A 16022-nucleotide genomic window follows, 5' to 3' on the forward strand; every position below is an offset into this window, starting at 1 on the left:
GCTCTAGAGCAGACTCTGGCCTAAAGTTGCACAAATATTGCCATGGAAAACCCTTGGTAGTTAGTGCTAAAATGCGCCGCTTAGAAACCCAGCAGTATGGTTTCGGCATTTTTCCTGTTTTCTCTGCGGACGAAGTCTATGAGGTACGCCACCGGGTTTTGTTTGTAGATGCTGCCATCGGGAATAACGCAGTGCCTGAACGGGTTTTGCAATGCGGCAGCGGCCACAGAGCCGAACCGAATAATCAAGAGTAAGAGTATAAATTGCAGGCGCTTGTCACTGGAAGCAGTGGTCAGGTGAAGTTCGCTTTGAGTCCTCATCAGGGTTGGATTTCTAATCCAGGCAATCCTGATGAGTATTCAGTCAATGAGTAGTGCAATTGCGTATGATTAAAATCACCAAAGGGTTGGATCTCCCCATCAAGGGAGCGCCACAACAACAGATCCATGATGGTCCCCAGGTTAACCGGGTGGCCGTACTTGGAGAAGAGTACGTCGGGATGCGTCCTACCATGCATGTGCAGGTAGACGATAAAGTCAAAAAAGGTCAGTTACTTTTTGAAGACAAAAAGAATCCCGGTGTGAAGTTTACAGCGCCTGCTGCCGGTAAGGTCGTAGAAGTCAACCGCGGCGCCCGTCGTGTGTTGCAGTCAGTTGTGATCGAGCTGGATGGCGAAGAACAGGAAAGCTTTCCCAGCTTTGATGCCGCTAAACTCGACAACCTTAATCGAGATGAGGTGGAAAAGCAGCTGGTCGACTCAGGGATGTGGTTAGCGCTGCGTACCCGCCCGTACAGCAAGTCTCCTGAGCTTGGGTCAAAACCTGCAGCTATTTTCGTCAATGCGATGGATACCAATCCTCTGGCGGCAGATCCTGCTCCCATTATCGCAGAGCGTAAAGAAGACTTTATCAACGGCCTGAAAGTGCTTGGCAACCTGACCGACGGAAACGTTTATGTCAGTAAAGCGGCGGGTGCAGATGTCAGCACCGGCGATGCCAAAGTCGAAGTCAACGAATTTGCCGGTCCGCATCCGGCAGGGTTGGTTGGCACACATATCCACTTTCTTGACTCGGCAGGTCCGGGCAAAGTGGTCTGGCACATCAATTATCAGGATGTCATGGCGTACGGTTCGTTTTTCACCACCGGTGAGATTGATACCCGCCGTGTTATTGCCTTAGGTGGTCCTGCAGCGAAGAACCCGCGTCTGATTCGCACGGTGCTTGGTGCCAGTACCGAGCAGTTGACGGCAGGCGAGATGACTGGTGGCGATATCCGCGTCATTTCAGGTTCAGTGTTGTGCGGAACCAATGCTCATGGTGTTCATGGTTATCTGGGACGTTTTCACCTGCAATTGAGTTTGCTTGCCGAGGGCAATCAGAAAGAGTTGTTCGGATGGTTGCGCCCTGGCAGCGATAAGCACTCTGTAACCCGTGCTTACCTTGGACACTTGTCGCCAAAACGCCTGTTCGACATGACCACTACCACTAATGGTTCTGACCGGGCGATGGTGCCAATAGGTAACTATGAGCGGGTCATGCCGCTGGATATTCTACCGACTATGTTGTTGAGAGATCTGCTCTCCGGTGATACAGACAGCGCACAGTTGCTCGGATGTATGGAATTGGACGAGGAAGATCTTGGATTGTGCACTTATGTGTGCCCTGGCAAGTATAACTATGGACCTGTCCTGCGTGAATGCTTGACCAAGATTGAGAAAGAGGGCTGATCCATGAGTTTAAAAGATTATCTTGAAAAAATTGAGCCTGACTTTGAGCCAGGTGGTAAATATGAGAAGTGGTATGCGCTGTACGAAGCGGCCGCCACCATTTTCTATACACCGGGTAAAGTCAACAAAGCAGTAACCCATGTGCGTGACAGTATTGATCTGAAACGGATCATGATCATGGTATGGATGGCCACGTTCCCTGCCATGTTCTACGGTATGTACAATGTGGGTCATCAGGCCAATGAAGCCCTGTTAGCAGGTGCTTCATGGGCCGATACGGTGAATGTGTACTGGCAGGCCGGTCTGTTCTCTGCGTTAGGCGGTGAATTGGGCACAGCCGCAGCGGGATGGGGCTCCATGATGTTGTATGGCGCCTGCTTCTTTTTGCCCATCTATGCGGTTACTTTCATTGTCGGTGGTTTCTGGGAGGTGTTGTTCGCCTCGGTACGCAAACACGAAGTTAACGAAGGCTTCTTTGTGACCTCAGTTTTGTTTGCACTGACCTTGCCGGCCACTATTCCATTGTGGCAAGTCGCATTGGGCATCACCTTCGGTGTGGTCATCGCCAAAGAAGTGTTCGGTGGAACAGGACGTAACTTCCTTAACCCGGCGCTGTCTGGCCGCGCGTTCCTGTACTTTGCCTATCCGGCACAAATCTCCGGCGATGCCATCTGGACCGCTGCGGACGGTTTTTCCGGCGCAACGGCGCTGAGTCAGGCTGCCAGCGGTTCACTGGATTATGCAGATACGCAATTGTGGTGGGACTCGTTCTTCGGCAACATTCAGGGCTCTGTGGGTGAAGTCTCTACCCTGGCGCTGTTGATTGGCGGATTGTTTATCATGTACATGCGCATTGCGTCCTGGCGGATCGTGCTGGGCGTGTTGTTTGGCATGGCGTTGTTCAGCACCCTGCTTAATATGATTGGCAGTGACACCAATAGCATGTTCGCAATGCCCTGGTACTGGCATCTGGTTACCGGTGGTTTTGCCTTTGGTATGTTGTTTATGGCGACCGATCCTGTGTCTGCGTCTTTTACCAATCAGGGTAAATGGGCGTACGGCATCATGATTGGTTTTATGTGTGTGATGATTCGTGTGCTCAACCCCGCCTTCCCCGAAGGCATGATGTTAGCCATCCTGTTCGCTAACCTGTGGGCACCACTGTTCGACTACTTCGTTGTGCAGGGCAATATCAAACGGAGGATGGCACGTGTCAGCTAAAAAAGAAACTTTCCCCAAAACAGTCGGCATTGTTGTTGCCGTATGTCTGGTTTGTTCCATCGTGGTATCCGGTGCAGCCGTTGGTTTACGTTCTTTGCAGCAGACCAACGCAGCACTGGACAAGCAGAGTAATATCCTGCACGCGGCCGGCTTACTCGAGCAGGCGAAAGGCGACATTGCCGGAACTTATGACGCCAAGATTGAGCGTCGTTTTGTTGACCTGAATACCGGTGAATATGTCGACATGCCAGCTGATTACGATATGTATAAAGCGGCTAAGGTGACAGACAAGAGTATTAAGGTTGAGAACAGCAACGTCGGTTTTCAGCGCCGGGCGAATGTAGCCAGTGTGTATCTGGTTAAGGATGACTCCGGCGCCGTATCCCGCATCGTACTGCCTGTGCATGGCAGTGGTTTGTGGAATCTGATGTACGGCTTTCTGGCTGTTGATAATGATGGCAATACTATCCGCGAGCTGATCTACTACGATCAGCAGGAAACACCGGGACTGGGTGGAGAAGTACAAAACCCTGACTGGCAAGCAAAGTGGGATGGTAAGAAAATTTATAAAGATGGCGAAGTCGCCATTGCCGTGAAGAAAAATGTCGCGGCTGATAATGACTATGCTGTTGATGCCCTTTCAGGTGCGACCCTGACCAGCAATGGCGTGCAGAACACGCTGGATTATTGGTTGGGTGAAAATGGCTTTGGCCCTTACCTGAATAAACAGCCCTGGAAGTCTTGAGGAGGCAGTAGCAATGTCAAAAGCTAAAGAGTACAAAAAGACGCTATTTGGGCCGATTCTGGACAATAACCCCATCGCCTTGCAGGTGTTGGGTGTCTGTTCGGCGCTTGCGATAACAACGAAACTGGAAACAGCACTGGTAATGTCATTGGCCCTGACTGCGGTTGTGGCGTTTTCCAATCTGTTTATTTCCATGTTGCGTCATCACATTCCCTCCAGTGTGCGGATCATCATTCAGATGACCATCATTGCATCACTGGTAATCGTTGTGGACCAGATCCTCAAGGCTTATTCCTATGAGATCTCCAAACAGCTATCAGTGTTTGTGGGACTGATCATCACCAACTGTATCGTGATGGGACGAGCGGAAGGCTTCGCGATGAAAAATCCTCCGATGATGAGCCTGTTAGACGGTATTGGTAACGGTCTGGGCTATTCCTTCGTACTGATTGTAATCGGGGTGATTAAAGAACTGTTCGGCTTTGGTACGCTGCTGGGCTACGAGATTTTGCCTCTGGTGCAAAATGGCGGTTGGTATCAGGGTAATGGTTTGCTGATCCTGCCATTCAGCTCATTCATGCTGATTGCTGGGCTGATCTGGGTAATCCGTACCATCAAGCCAGAGCAAGTAGAGCCTAAGGAGTAAGCCATGGAACATTATCTGAGTCTTTTAGTTAAGAGTATTTTTGTTGAAAACATGGCCCTGTCGTTGTTCCTGGGTATGTGTACGTTTCTGGCCGTGTCCAAAAAGGTGAAAACCTCTATGGGTCTGGGTGTAGCAGTGATCGTGGTACTGGGTATTTCCGTACCGGTAAACCAGGTTATTTACGTGAATGTGCTGGCACCCGGGGCTCTCGACTGGATGGGTTTCCCTGAAGCAGATTTGAGCTTCCTCAGCTTTCTGACGTTTATTGGGGTCATTGCCGCTTTAGTACAGATCCTGGAAATGCTACTGGATAAGTTCTTTCCGCCTCTGTACAACGCGCTGGGTATTTTCCTGCCGTTGATCACGGTGAACTGTGCCATTTTCGGCGGTGTTGCCTTTGCGGTGCAGCGTGAATATAACTTTACCGAAAGTATCGTCTACGGTTTAGGTAGTGGTATGGGCTGGGCTCTGGCTATTACCCTGCTGGCCGCAGTAAGAGAGAAGCTGAAGTATGCCGACATGCCTGATGGTATTCGCGGTCTCGGCTCGGTATTTATGATTGCCGGTCTGATGGCGCTGGGATTCCAGTCTTTCACCGGTATCGCGCTGTAACGCACGACACATAGGAGTATCTAATGAATCAAGTTGAGATTTATCTTGGTGTCGGCATGTTCATCGCCATCGTACTGGTGCTGGTGTTCATCATTACCTTCGCCAAGTCTAAACTGGTGCCCTCTGGCGAGGTCACCATCGAAATCAATGGTGATCCGGAGAAGTCCATCACCGCCCAACCAGGCGATAAGCTGTTGGGTGCATTGGCAAACGCCGGTATTTTCGTTTCTTCTGCCTGCGGTGGTGGTGGTTCTTGTGGCCAGTGCCGCGTCGACGTGAAAGACGGCGGGGGTGAAATTCTGCCAACGGAACTGGATCATATTACCAAGCGTGAAGCCCGCGAGGGTTGCCGTTTGTCCTGCCAGGTTGCTATCAAGCAGGATATGAAGATTGAGCTGGAAGATGAAGTCTTTGGTATTAAGAAGTGGGATTGTGATGTTATCTCTAATGACAACAAAGCCACGTTTATCAAGGAACTCAAACTCAAAATTCCTAACGGTGAGAGTGTACCTTTCCGCGCTGGTGGTTATATTCAGATTGAGGCACCGCCTCATCACGTGAAATATAAAGACTTTGAGATCCCGGAAGAATATCGTCCGGATTGGGAGCGCTTCGGCTTCTTTGATATCGAGTCCAAAGTTGATGAAGAAGTGATTCGCGCCTATTCCATGGCCAATTATCCTGAGGAAAAGGGCATTATTATGCTGAACGTGCGTATTGCTACGCCGCCGCCTAATAATCTGAGTCTTCCTGCCGGTAAGATGTCTTCGTATATCTGGAGCCTCAAAGAAGGCGACAAAGCCACCATCTCCGGTCCATTCGGTGAATTCTTCGCCAAAGATACTGATGCAGAAATGGTGTTTGTGGGCGGTGGTGCCGGTATGGCACCGATGCGTTCACATATCTTTGACCAGCTGCGCCGGATCAAAACCGATCGTAAAATTACGTTCTGGTATGGTGCCCGTTCGTTGCGTGAGATGTTCTACGTTGAAGACTTCGATGAGCTGCAGGAGCAGAACGAAAACTTCACCTGGCATGTGGCGCTCTCCGATCCTCAGCCGGAAGACAATTGGGAAGGCCATACAGGGTTTATTCACCAGGTATTGCTGGAGAACTATCTGAAGGATCATCCTGCGCCGGAAGACTGTGAGTTCTATATGTGCGGTCCACCGATGATGAATGCGGCGGTCATTAATATGCTCAAGGAACTGGGCGTAGAAGATGAGAACATTATGCTCGACGATTTCGGCGGCTAATACTCATTATCTTATAAAAGGGGCTGCGGCCCCTTTTTTTATGCGTTTGTTTTTAATTAGCTCGGTCATCTGACAAAGAGGAATGGGTGTGATAATTCGTAGTCTTCAAGCTGTGTTAGTCGTATTGTTGATGGTGCTGGTAACAGGCTGTCAGCAGCCCCCTGGAGAGTCTGTGCTGCAAGGTCGCACCATGGGCACCACCTACACAATTAAATTCGTAAATAGCAAGAATCTGAACGAACAAGGCCTTAAGCAGGATATTGATAGCTTACTGGAAAAGGTCAACAAGCAGATGTCCACCTATGATCCAGAGTCAGAGTTGTCGCGCTTTAATCAATGGAAGAGCACGGCGCCATTCCCACTATCTGAGGCGACCTTAACAGTCATGCAGGAGGCAAAACGCCTCGGTCAGTTAAGCGAAGGTCTGTTGGATGTTACCGTTGGTCCGCTGGTCAATCTGTGGGGGTTCGGTCCAGCTGGTCGCCCTGAAAACGTGCCTTCTGTGGAGCTGATTGAAAGCACTAAAGCCCGGACAGGGCTGGACAAATTACAACTTGATGCAGGGTATGCGAGAAAACGTGAGGCAGAGCTGTATGTGGATCTGTCTACCATTGCCAAGGGTTATGGCGTGGATGTGGTTGCTAATCACCTGGAGCGTCAGGGGATACACAATTATCTGGTAGAGATTGGCGGTGAGATGCGTCTCAAGGGCATAAAGTCAACAGCACAGCCCTGGCGCGTTGCAATCGAAAAACCCGTATCTACTGAGCGTGCGGTGCAACAGGTCATCAGCGTTGGAGACAACGCCGTGGCGACTTCGGGTGACTACCGGAATTATTATGAAGAAGACGGGATACGTTATTCTCATCTTATCGATCCCACCACGGGTTATCCGATTAAGCATAATTTGGTCTCCGTGACCGTGGTTCATCCATCGAGCATGACAGCGGATGGTCTTGCTACGGCACTGAATATCATGGGGGCGGAAAGAGGACTTGCCTTTGCCAGAGAACAAAATTTGGCCGTGATGTTTATAATCCGCGAAAAAGATGGCTTTAGCGCGTATAATACCGCCGAGTTTGATCCTTATTTGCAGTAACAGGGGTAGTTTGTGAGCACGTTTTTTCTGGCTTTTGGTTTTTTTCTTTTAGTCGTGATTGCCATGTCCGTTGGTTACCTGGTGCAGAAGAAAAGCATTTCAGGCAGCTGTGGGGGACTCGGAGCCATCGGCATAGAAAAGGCCTGTGATTGTCCCGAACCCTGTGATCGTAAAAAAGCACGGATGGAGCGGGAAGAAGCGCGCCAGAAGAAGCTTCAGGAATGGCAGCAGAATAAGATTATCTAGTCGATTACCCAGACTGCGGGTAATCTTAAAGGGGCTTCTTGGCCACCATAAATACGGCAGGCCCCTTTTCAGGTTTCCACGCATAATCGATATTGAATCCGGCATGGGCCAGTGCCATTGTCAGCTCCTTCTGTGAAAACACCTTAAACATGGGCATGAGCCCAAGCATTCTCGCCAGTGGTGCGATCAGGCGAATATGACGCCAGTGGCTGTCGGCCAGACAAACTGTACTGGAGACAAAAACACCACCCGGCTTGAGCCAGCAAAAAACCTGTTTAATCAGGGCGTCTTTGTCTTCCACCAGGTGCAACAGGCTCATGGCCATCACCATATCCACCGGCTCCGTGAGACCGATCTGGTCGGCCTCAGCCTGCTCAAAGCTGATGTTGGTAACCCCTTGCTCCTTGGCCTTATGTTCACCTATCTCAACCATTTTTTGCGACACATCCGTTGCCAGAATATGGGCCACATGCGGTGCATGAAGTAGCGCAGTTGAGCCGGTTCCGCAGCCGAGTTCGAGTATTCTGGTTTCGCTATGAAAGTATTCGCGCGTTTTGGCCAGCTTATGTTCGTATGAGGTCATATCGGCGATAGGTTGCCTGGCGTAACGCTGCGCAATTTTGTCCCAGAACTTGGAGGTGGTCTGCATCTCGAATATCTTTACTGTCGATTACTTTAAGGCGCATAATAACTATGCGAAAACGCAGAGAGTAGAGCCAAAAATGCATTACACCTATACAAATTTGTATGAGCTTGCGCGGCATTAATTTCGACTGGAATCGCGCCAGAGCGTTTCTGGTGACGGCGGAAGAGGGATCCTTTTCTGCCGCGGCAAGGGCCTTGGATATGGCCCAACCCACCTTGGGAAGGCAGGTGAATGCACTGGAGTCCGAGCTGGGGGTAACCTTATTCGAGCGTTCATCCCGCGGGTTAACATTGACGCCCAGTGGTCATGATCTGCTGATTCAGGTCAAAGCCATGGCCGAGGCGGCGGGACGTTTTTCCTTAGCTGCAAGTGGACACACCCAGGCTATCGAGGGCAGAGTAAGTATTAGTGCTACAGAAGCCACTGCGGTGTATGTTTTACCTCCCATTCTGGCCAGACTCCGAAGCCAGGCGCCCGGCATCGAAGTCGAACTGATTGCGACCAATAACACCAGTGACTTGATGCTTCGCGAGGCCGATATTGCGATTCGGGCGTATCGACCTGAACAGCCTGAATTGATCGTCAGGAAGTTAGGCGGCATCAAGGCCCATTTGTATGGCACCGTGGCGTATCTCGCTCGTTTTCTCAGACGTCAGAGTCCGCAGGATCTCAGTGAAGCAGACTTTCTTCGCTTTGAGCTCAACAGTTTGCTCGAAGAAGAACTTAACCGACGGGGATTTCAGCTTAGCGAGAAGAACTTTCCCGTCACGGCTGCCAGTCACCTGGTGCAATGGGAGCTGGTTAAAGCCGGCCTGGGTCTGGGCTTTATGATCGAAGAGGTGGGTGATGCAGAGCCTTTAGTCGAGCGGGCACTGCCCGGTTTCCCTGCTTTTGAAGCCGAAACCTGGTTGGTGGTGCACCGTGAACTGCACACCAGTCGTCGCCTGAGGCTGGTCTTTGATTTTCTTGCCGATGCACTGCAAAGCTGAACCTATTCACCTCAAGTTTGAGGTGGCGATATGCCGGATACAATGCTCAGGCTCGCTCCCCCGCAATGGCTTTGACTTTATCCCGGATCAGGTAGAGCAATAACAAACTGGGCAACACCATCAGCGCCGTAAGCACAAAAAACACCTGCCAGTTGCCATCAAGATAATCCACAATCACGCCACTGTAGGCGCCAAGGGTTGTTCTGCCGAAGGTGCCAATGCTGGCCAGAAGGGCATATTGACTGGCGGTAAAGGCGCGGTTACACAGTACCGAAATGAACGCCATAAAGGCGACCGTACCCCAGGCTGCCGTAAAACCATCCACCACAATAGTCACAAATAGCAGGCTCTTATTGGGGCCAACGGATGCCATCAGGGCAAACAGCAGATTGCTTGCTGCCATGATGATGCCACCAACAAATAAGCCCTTGATGATGCCAATTCTGAGGTTTAGCAGGCCGCCAGTGACAGAGGCCACAATGGTGACCGCCCAGGTCAGCAACTTGGAATATGCGCCAATGTCGGAGTTACTAAAGCCGATCTCTTTGTAGAATACGATACTCATGCGTCCCAGAATGGCCTCACCCATTTTAAACAGAACCACAAAGAGCAGCAGAGACAGGGCGACCTTCACGCCATTACGGTTAAAGAAATCCCGCAAGGGTTCTCCCAGAGAGACCAATAACCAGGCGAGTGCTTTCTGGGCACCGTTGGAGTGAGATTGCCCCTGACGAGGTACCTGCCGCAGCATTTTACTGATTCGGGTAACAGCAAATACCGCTAAGGCAGCAATGAGCACAGTCAACAGCGTCGATTGTTGAGGATGCCAGCTAGGCGAAAATACCTGCACAATACATAAGACAATAGCCAGGATAATGGCCAGCAGTACCAGCGTCGCCTGATGAGGATTAACCGAGATGGCACCCAGATAACGGCTTTGTGCCTGTTGATACACATTCTCCCGATAAGAATCCGGTTCTCGCGCTATCCACACGCTGACGCTAAGCAGTGCCATGATGGCGGCCAGCAATAAATAGATATCTGACCATTGCCAGCCGGGCAGGTCGGCCATAAAAAAGGGGATGGCACCGAGTCCGGCATAGCCGGTCCACCAACCTGACGTGGCCATGGCCGCCGCCGTGGATTGTTGCTCATTGTGTTCTGTGGGAATGCTGTCGATGCGATAGGCATCAATAACAATGTCCTGAGTTGCAGATGACAATGCGATTGCCAGGGCGGTGAGCCCGGCAAAGGTCAGCGTCTGTGTCGGATCCACCAGAGACAGACCAAGACATCCCAGTACCATCATCCACTGCATCAACAGAATCCAGCTTCGACGTTGTCCTATTGACGCGGATAAGAGGGGGAGTCGCAGGCGATCCACCAGCGGTGACCATAAGAAATTGATTGAATAGACCGCAAAAACTGCACTGAAATACCCGATAGCTGAGCGGGTTAATCCGGCATCTTTCAGCCACGCGGACATGACCGAACCGATCATCACCCAGGGAAAGCCACTGGCAACACCAAACAGGAAAATGCTTAGCATTGTGCGGTTACGAAAATGATTAAGCTGGGTTACAACAAAAGACACAAGGGGCAGGTTCGGGTTGAGTCAATAATCCGGTTATTGGGCCATGGATAGGCGCCGGAATCAAGCAGGAGTGGGATTAAATAGACTTAAGGTCTGACGCCTATGCAGTCCAACGGGCATTGACCTTCCCCTTCGAGATACTCCAGACAGGTGGCCAGTTCGCTGCGCAAGTAGGGATCATCACGCAATTTTTGTTCGGACCAGAAATGTACCTGGTGCAACAGGTGCCAGAAAACCCGCTCTTTCTGGGTACAGGGCTGACTCAGCGTGTCTTTTACCTGGCTCCACTCTTCCATCGTGTCCCAGAAATAGAGATCCATCTCCCGATATGGGAGACGCCCTTCCCAGAACGCTCTGACAAAGTACACCAGTTGAGATGCTTTGCGGTTAATAAAATGATGAACAGTCACGGGTGTATGATTACTCCGGCCCTTTTTCCACCTAGTATAGCCATGAAATCAGGAATTATCCTGAAGTGCACTATTGTGATGCATTCTATTCAGTGTAATTGAATATCTACAAGTTGAAGGGGGCTTAACGGTATGAGATATGCGATGAGTGACAGCGCTGTCAGTTTGCCGGGACTACCATCCCATGTAGATCAGCCAACCCTGCACTTCCTTGGCAATGTAAGGGTACTGACCGGCGATCAGTTGCGTACCGATTATTTCCCGCTGGCGGTAATGTAACTTCAGGGCTTTTTGCGCAGCAATCAGCCGTTGTTGGCGTTCACTCAGGGTCCAGGCGTTATTCCAGCGGTTATAGATATCCAGCACCGGTATGGGCACCTCAGCCATTTGCTGCGCCAGTTGATGATTACGCTGTCTGTCGGGCCAGTAGGGCGAAACAGTGACTAACGCATCGGGCAGATTCTGCTGTTGCTCTGAGTATCGGTTAAGCAATGCAGCAGCACTGATTCCCTGTGCGACAACCAGGACAAACCCAGGGTAACCAGAAGCAAACTCTTTGGCCGCATCGACCCGCTGAGTCAATTGGGTTGTGAAGGTTTCGAATTGTTCGACAGAGGTTTGTGCAATGGCTTCGAAAGGGCGAATGTCGGCTGTTTCTGTGTCTTCATTGTTCGTTACCGGCGACTGGGATTCTGCTGAACGAGGCAATGGCGGAGCCGTCATCACCAGGGTAACCCATCCCTCTGCATTGAGGTATCTAGCAAGGGGACCAAGGGACTGAGGAGAGGTATGTGCCATTCCCGTATCATTGAGTAAAATCGCTACCCCCATATTATTGGCAATGCTGTGTTCGCTGAACAGCGCTACAAAAGAGTCCTCGGCACTTTGCAGTTGTCGATACGCATGCTCAGGCAGGGCGCGCTGTACGTCCTGATCGACAAGGCTGTCAGAGGACATTTGTTGCGCCTGACCCAGCAAAGAAACACAGAGCAAGAATAGGTATCGTATCGCCATAGTTCTGTTATCGGGGGTTGCGCGCAGAACTTAAGTGAAATCAACGGCACACAGTGCCAGGGTATTGTGCCTTTTTCGAAATGGCAGCGCTGTGTGTAATCGCGTTTTTCAGGACTAAAAGGGGCAAGGAGAGTCGAACCGGATCGGTTTATTGGTAGTTGGGTGAGTCAGACGAAGCATGCAGGCATGCAATTGCAAGCGACTTGCCATCGTCAGAGCCTCCTCTGAGGCATACAAGCGATCCCCCAGAATCGGATGGCCGAGACTGAGCATGTGCACTCTGAGTTGGTGTGAGCGCCCGGTGACCGGGATCAGCTCTACGCGGGTGGAGTCTTTTTCACGCTCCAGTACCCGCCAGTGTGTCAGCGCCGCTTTACCTTTTTCCCAGTCTACTATTTGTCGCGGTCGGTTGGGCCAGTCGCAGATGAGTGGCAAATCCACGTCTCCACTCTCATCCTGCAGTCTTCCCCACACTCTGGCCTGGTAACATTTGTCCGTTTCCCGGTACTGAAACTGCCGGGAAATATGTCGGTGACTGGCCTTGTTTAACGCCATCAACATGATGCCAGAGGTCGCCATATCTAACCTGTGCACCACCGTTGCAGTGGGGTATACACGCTGGACGCGGGTTTGCAGGCTATCTTTGTGTTGCGGGGCCTTACCTGGCACAGAAAGCAAGCCGCTGGGCTTGTTCAGTGCCAGTAAATCGTCGTCCTGATACAGAATGTCCAACCAGGGCTTAACCGGGGGCTGATAATGTAACAGGGCCATCAGTGCGAGTTTACCACCAGACGGATGGCCTCCAGTTGCAGTCTGGAATCATTGATCAGTTCACCCAACTGGTGAATTTGTCTGGCCAGGTGCTGAATCTCTTCATCCCGGATACTGGGATTAATTTTCTTCAGCTCCAGCAACCTGTCCAGTTCCTGACCCAATTGAGTCTGCATCTTGTTGAGGCAGGTGTGACGACATTCTCTTGCCAGTTTCCCGGCGAATTTATGGGCCTGTCTGAGGGTGTCCTGGATCTGTTTTTCCAGCGCCTTGAGCAATTGCCCACCGATTTTGCTATTCAGAGGTTTCAGCTGAGAGAAGGTTGCGTCAAGGAGTGCGCCCTTGGCATCCAGACAAACCCGGATCGGGGTCGGCGGCAGGTAGCGATGCAACTGTAGATCGCGGCTGGCATTATTGCTCAAAACAAACAAACACTCGATAAAATATGCTCCATTTGCCACCGATTTGTCCTGCATCAGAGCCAGGCTGCTTTTCCCCAACGTGTCCGTCAGTACCACATCCATGGCATGACGCACCATGGGGTGGTCGGAACTAAAAAACTGAACATCCTCCATTGCCAGTGCCGCTGCACGTTCATAGGTAATGGTCAGCCCATCCTCCTCAAGACCCGGTAACTGATTGACCATGGTGTCGCCGGGCCGAAGAATATAGCGACTCTCGTCTTTGTCTTCCTGAATCACACCGATAGCATCGAGCAACTGCCCCATGAAGTGCTCTAGTCTGGCGGAATCATCTGAATCACGAATGGCCTGTAGTAGCGGTTCAACACTTCCGCGTCCGGAAGAGTTGAGCTCCAGCAGTTTATCGCGACCCGCTTCTAAGTCTTGCTTCAATTGCTGGCTCAGCTGCTGGCTTTGGGCTAAAACCTGCTCAAATTGTGAGATGTCCGTGTGGGGATGAAGGGCTGCAATAAGTTCTTTTTCAGTCTGCTCAAATACGGTACTGCCAACAGCGCAGGTTTGCTCAAAAGCATTCAGGCTCTGATGGTACCAATGCATTAATCGTTGTTGAGCACTGTCTGTAAAGTAGGGCAGGTGCAGCTGCACATCCTGTTGCTGGCCAATTCGGTCAAGACGCCCGATACGTTGCTCCAGTAAATCAGGCAGAAGCGGTAAATCGAAGAGTACAAGATGATGGGCGAACTGAAAGTTTCGTCCTTCACTGCCAATCTCACTGCACAGCAGGGTCTGCGTGCCCTGTTCTGATTGCGCGAAAAAAGCCGCCATTTTATCCCGTTCTACCAGAGTCAGCCCCTCATGAAACACACCCGCATGGATACCCGCTTTAGTGCGCAGGGCGTCGGATAATTGCATGGCCGTACCGGCACTGGCACAGATCACCAGCACCTTGTCGTGTTTGTGCTGTTGCAGTAGCTCAATAAACCAGTTAACCCTGGGGTCGTGCTGTGCCCAGTTCTCTTGCACTGAAGGGTGGCGCTCTGGCGTCAGGTAGTACTGTAAATCCAGTTCACTGTTTTCGAACAGGGAGGCATAGCAATCGGGTAACGGCAAGGGGTAACTGTGCAAACGGCGCTTGGGAAACCCTTTAATACCAGCGCGGCTGTTTCTGAATAACAGGCGTCCGGTTCCGTGGCGGTCGATGAGTTCACTGAGAAGACGTTGCTTTTCCTGGTCGCCAGCCTGATTAAGTGATTTCAATGAATCGGTGAGTTCAGGGGCGAATTCAGCGATGGCGGTGATTTGCGTTGTAGACAGATCCTGACCTTCAATCAGCGGGCTGATGGCGTCTGCGAGTTTGCTGTAGCTCTGCTCTTCTTTTAAAAATGCCGGGTAGTCGTAAAAGCGATCAGGATCCAGCAGTCTCAGACGGGCAAAGTGACTGGCATGGCCGAGTTGGTCCGGTGTGGCGGTGAGCAACAGCACTCCACGGGTTACGGTGGCGAGTTCTTCAATGCACTGATAGGCGGCAGAGGGTGCCTGTTCTGACCATTCAAGATGATGAGCTTCATCCACCACCAGTAAGTCCCATGGTGCGGAGGCGGCGAGTTTATGATACTGCGGGTTATCCGTCAGAAAATCGAGACTGCATAATACCAGCTGCTCTGCTTCAAACGGATTCGAATCCTCTTCCTGCATGGCCTGGCAGCGACTGCTGTCAAAAATTGAAAAGGCCAGATTCACGCGACGTAGCATTTCTACCAGCCATTGATGTACAAGACTGTCAGGCACCACAATCAGCACCCGGGAGGCTCGGCCTGTTAGCAGCTGTTGATGAATAATCAGCGCGGCCTCAATGGTTTTCCCCAGACCCACTTCATCGGCCAGCAACACCCTTGGTGCATAACGGTGAGCGACCTCAGAGGCGATATGTAATTGGTGTGGAATCAAGTCCACCCTGGCCCCAGTCATGCCTAGTAACGCGGAGGTTTGATGCTGAAATTGCTGATTCAGGCAGCCCAGACGCAGATCAAACCATTTCGGATCGTCATACTGACCATTGAGCAGACGCTGGTCCGGCTGATCGAGCACATAATGGTGATCGAGAAAGGTTTCTTTTAGCGCGACCTTTAAGCCGTTGTCCAGACGGTGACCCTGGTAGGTCAGTTGCCCGTCTTGCTCTTCAATCTCTTCCACCAGCATATGCCAGCCTTCATGGCTGCTTATTTTGTCCCCTGCACCAAAGGTGACACGGATAAGTGGGGCCGCAGCCAGCGTATAGGTACGCTGTTCTCCGGTGGCCGCAAACAATAAACTCAGGGTTCTGTCTGTGATCTCGACCACGGTACCCAGTCCCAGTTCAGACTCGGTCTGACTTATCCAGCGTTGCCCCAGGGCAAATGACATAGTTTCTCCAGTAATAAGGATTGCGGCGGCGGATTTTACTCTGCCCGGTGGAAATTTCCTACTCCGGATTCCTCTTCTCCTTTGAGCCTTATTTAAAAGTAGGTGATCGGCAGACAAAAGTGTTCTATTGTGAGGGTGTCGCGGTTAAAAAAACCGTCGGCAAAGCACAAAGCCTATGCGTTCCATGGCTGACTGCTTATGGACGCATACATGGTCGCTGCA

General features: G+C 51.2%; 15 protein-coding genes. 9 read left to right on the forward strand and 6 right to left on the reverse strand.

Features of this window, described 5'->3' with window-relative positions:
* The first annotated feature begins 385 nt into the window (after positions 1 to 385).
* The 8 genes from CCY32_RS10565 to nqrM all read left to right on the forward strand — a co-directional run bounded on the left by CCY32_RS10565 (position 386) and on the right by nqrM (position 7551).
* Positions 386 to 1726, forward strand: coding sequence for a Na(+)-translocating NADH-quinone reductase subunit A (locus CCY32_RS10565; protein ID WP_088330593.1), 1341 nt, complete (start codon positions 386 to 388; stop codon positions 1724 to 1726).
* A 3-nt stretch (positions 1727 to 1729) separates the two neighbouring features.
* Positions 1730 to 2947 (forward strand): NADH:ubiquinone reductase (Na(+)-transporting) subunit B, encoded by a 1218-nt coding sequence (locus CCY32_RS10570; protein WP_088330594.1) that lies wholly within the window; start codon positions 1730 to 1732, stop codon positions 2945 to 2947.
* Positions 2937 to 3692 (forward strand): Na(+)-translocating NADH-quinone reductase subunit C, encoded by a 756-nt coding sequence (locus tag CCY32_RS10575; protein ID WP_088330595.1) that lies wholly within the window; start codon positions 2937 to 2939, stop codon positions 3690 to 3692. The genes CCY32_RS10570 and CCY32_RS10575 overlap by 11 nt, the downstream gene beginning before the upstream one ends.
* Before the next feature lie 13 nt (positions 3693 to 3705).
* Positions 3706 to 4338, forward strand: coding sequence for an NADH:ubiquinone reductase (Na(+)-transporting) subunit D (locus CCY32_RS10580; protein WP_088330596.1), 633 nt, complete (start codon positions 3706 to 3708; stop codon positions 4336 to 4338).
* Positions 4339 to 4341: 3 nt separating this feature from the next.
* Positions 4342 to 4950, forward strand: coding sequence for an NADH:ubiquinone reductase (Na(+)-transporting) subunit E (nqrE, locus tag CCY32_RS10585; RefSeq protein WP_088330597.1), 609 nt, complete (start codon positions 4342 to 4344; stop codon positions 4948 to 4950).
* 23 nt (positions 4951 to 4973) lie between these two features.
* Positions 4974 to 6206, forward strand: coding sequence for an NADH:ubiquinone reductase (Na(+)-transporting) subunit F (gene nqrF, locus CCY32_RS10590; protein WP_088330598.1), 1233 nt, complete (start codon positions 4974 to 4976; stop codon positions 6204 to 6206).
* 130 nt (positions 6207 to 6336) lie between these two features.
* A complete protein-coding gene (locus CCY32_RS10595; RefSeq protein WP_246840597.1) occupies positions 6337 to 7305 on the forward strand; it encodes an FAD:protein FMN transferase in 969 nt (322 codons plus the stop codon).
* A gap of 12 nt (positions 7306 to 7317) precedes the next feature.
* Positions 7318 to 7551: a (Na+)-NQR maturation NqrM gene (gene nqrM, locus CCY32_RS10600; RefSeq protein WP_088330599.1), complete on the forward strand. Its 234-nt coding sequence runs from the start codon at positions 7318 to 7320 to the stop codon at positions 7549 to 7551.
* Between the two features lie 25 nt (positions 7552 to 7576).
* On the opposite strand, the gene CCY32_RS10605 is transcribed toward nqrM, so the two are convergent.
* Positions 7577 to 8200 carry a class I SAM-dependent methyltransferase gene (locus CCY32_RS10605; protein ID WP_088330600.1) on the reverse strand — a complete coding sequence of 208 codons (624 nt, stop codon included), beginning with the start codon at positions 8198 to 8200 and terminating at the stop codon, positions 7577 to 7579.
* A 98-nt stretch (positions 8201 to 8298) separates the two neighbouring features.
* On the opposite strand from CCY32_RS10605, the gene CCY32_RS10610 reads away from it, so the two are divergent.
* A complete protein-coding gene (locus CCY32_RS10610) occupies positions 8299 to 9186 on the forward strand; it encodes a LysR family transcriptional regulator (protein ID WP_210401728.1) in 888 nt (295 codons plus the stop codon).
* A 46-nt stretch (positions 9187 to 9232) separates the two neighbouring features.
* On the opposite strand, the gene CCY32_RS10615 is transcribed toward CCY32_RS10610, so the two are convergent.
* From CCY32_RS10615 to rapA, 5 genes are all read right to left on the reverse strand, one after another.
* Entirely contained in the window at positions 9233 to 10735 is a 1503-nt protein-coding gene (locus CCY32_RS10615) for an MFS transporter (RefSeq protein WP_088330602.1), read from the reverse strand.
* Between the two features lie 131 nt (positions 10736 to 10866).
* The gene (locus CCY32_RS10620) at positions 10867 to 11190 is read right to left on the reverse strand and encodes a hypothetical protein (protein ID WP_088330603.1); all 324 of its coding nucleotides are present in this window, start codon (positions 11188 to 11190) and stop codon (positions 10867 to 10869) included.
* A gap of 174 nt (positions 11191 to 11364) precedes the next feature.
* A complete protein-coding gene (locus CCY32_RS10625; protein ID WP_168171491.1) occupies positions 11365 to 12147 on the reverse strand; it encodes a DUF3530 family protein in 783 nt (260 codons plus the stop codon).
* 171 nt (positions 12148 to 12318) lie between these two features.
* Positions 12319 to 12975, reverse strand: coding sequence for a bifunctional tRNA pseudouridine(32) synthase/23S rRNA pseudouridine(746) synthase RluA (gene rluA, locus CCY32_RS10630; protein ID WP_088330605.1), 657 nt, complete (start codon positions 12973 to 12975; stop codon positions 12319 to 12321).
* Positions 12975 to 15800 (reverse strand): RNA polymerase-associated protein RapA, encoded by a 2826-nt coding sequence (gene rapA / locus CCY32_RS10635; protein WP_088330606.1) that lies wholly within the window; start codon positions 15798 to 15800, stop codon positions 12975 to 12977. Before rapA ends, rluA begins: the two co-directional genes overlap by 1 nt.
* Positions 15801 to 16022: the final 222 nt, after the last annotated feature.

The organism is Lacimicrobium sp. SS2-24, from assembly GCF_002201535.1.
Lineage (GTDB): Bacteria > Pseudomonadota > Gammaproteobacteria > Enterobacterales > Alteromonadaceae > Lacimicrobium.

Excerpts from the sequence above, each read along its gene's own strand:
- CCY32_RS10565 (WP_088330593.1), top strand. The coding sequence starts at position 386 with ATGATTAAAATCACCAAAGGGTTGGATCTCCCCATCAAGGGAGCGCCA.
- CCY32_RS10570 (WP_088330594.1), top strand. The coding sequence starts at position 1,730 with ATGAGTTTAAAAGATTATCTTGAAAAAATTGAGCCTGACTTTGAGCCA.
- CCY32_RS10580 (WP_088330596.1), top strand. The coding sequence starts at position 3,706 with ATGTCAAAAGCTAAAGAGTACAAAAAGACGCTATTTGGGCCGATTCTG.
- nqrE (WP_088330597.1), top strand. The coding sequence starts at position 4,342 with ATGGAACATTATCTGAGTCTTTTAGTTAAGAGTATTTTTGTTGAAAAC.
- nqrF (WP_088330598.1), top strand. The coding sequence starts at position 4,974 with ATGAATCAAGTTGAGATTTATCTTGGTGTCGGCATGTTCATCGCCATC.
- CCY32_RS10595 (WP_246840597.1), top strand. The coding sequence starts at position 6,337 with ATGGTGCTGGTAACAGGCTGTCAGCAGCCCCCTGGAGAGTCTGTGCTG.
- CCY32_RS10605 (WP_088330600.1), bottom strand. The coding sequence starts at position 8,200 with ATGCAGACCACCTCCAAGTTCTGGGACAAAATTGCGCAGCGTTACGCC.
- CCY32_RS10610 (WP_210401728.1), top strand. The coding sequence starts at position 8,299 with ATGAGCTTGCGCGGCATTAATTTCGACTGGAATCGCGCCAGAGCGTTT.
- CCY32_RS10615 (WP_088330602.1), bottom strand. The coding sequence starts at position 10,735 with ATGCTAAGCATTTTCCTGTTTGGTGTTGCCAGTGGCTTTCCCTGGGTG.
- CCY32_RS10625 (WP_168171491.1), bottom strand. The coding sequence starts at position 12,147 with ATGTCCTCTGACAGCCTTGTCGATCAGGACGTACAGCGCGCCCTGCCT.
- rluA (WP_088330605.1), bottom strand. The coding sequence starts at position 12,975 with ATGGCCCTGTTACATTATCAGCCCCCGGTTAAGCCCTGGTTGGACATT.
- rapA (WP_088330606.1), bottom strand. The coding sequence starts at position 15,800 with ATGTCATTTGCCCTGGGGCAACGCTGGATAAGTCAGACCGAGTCTGAA.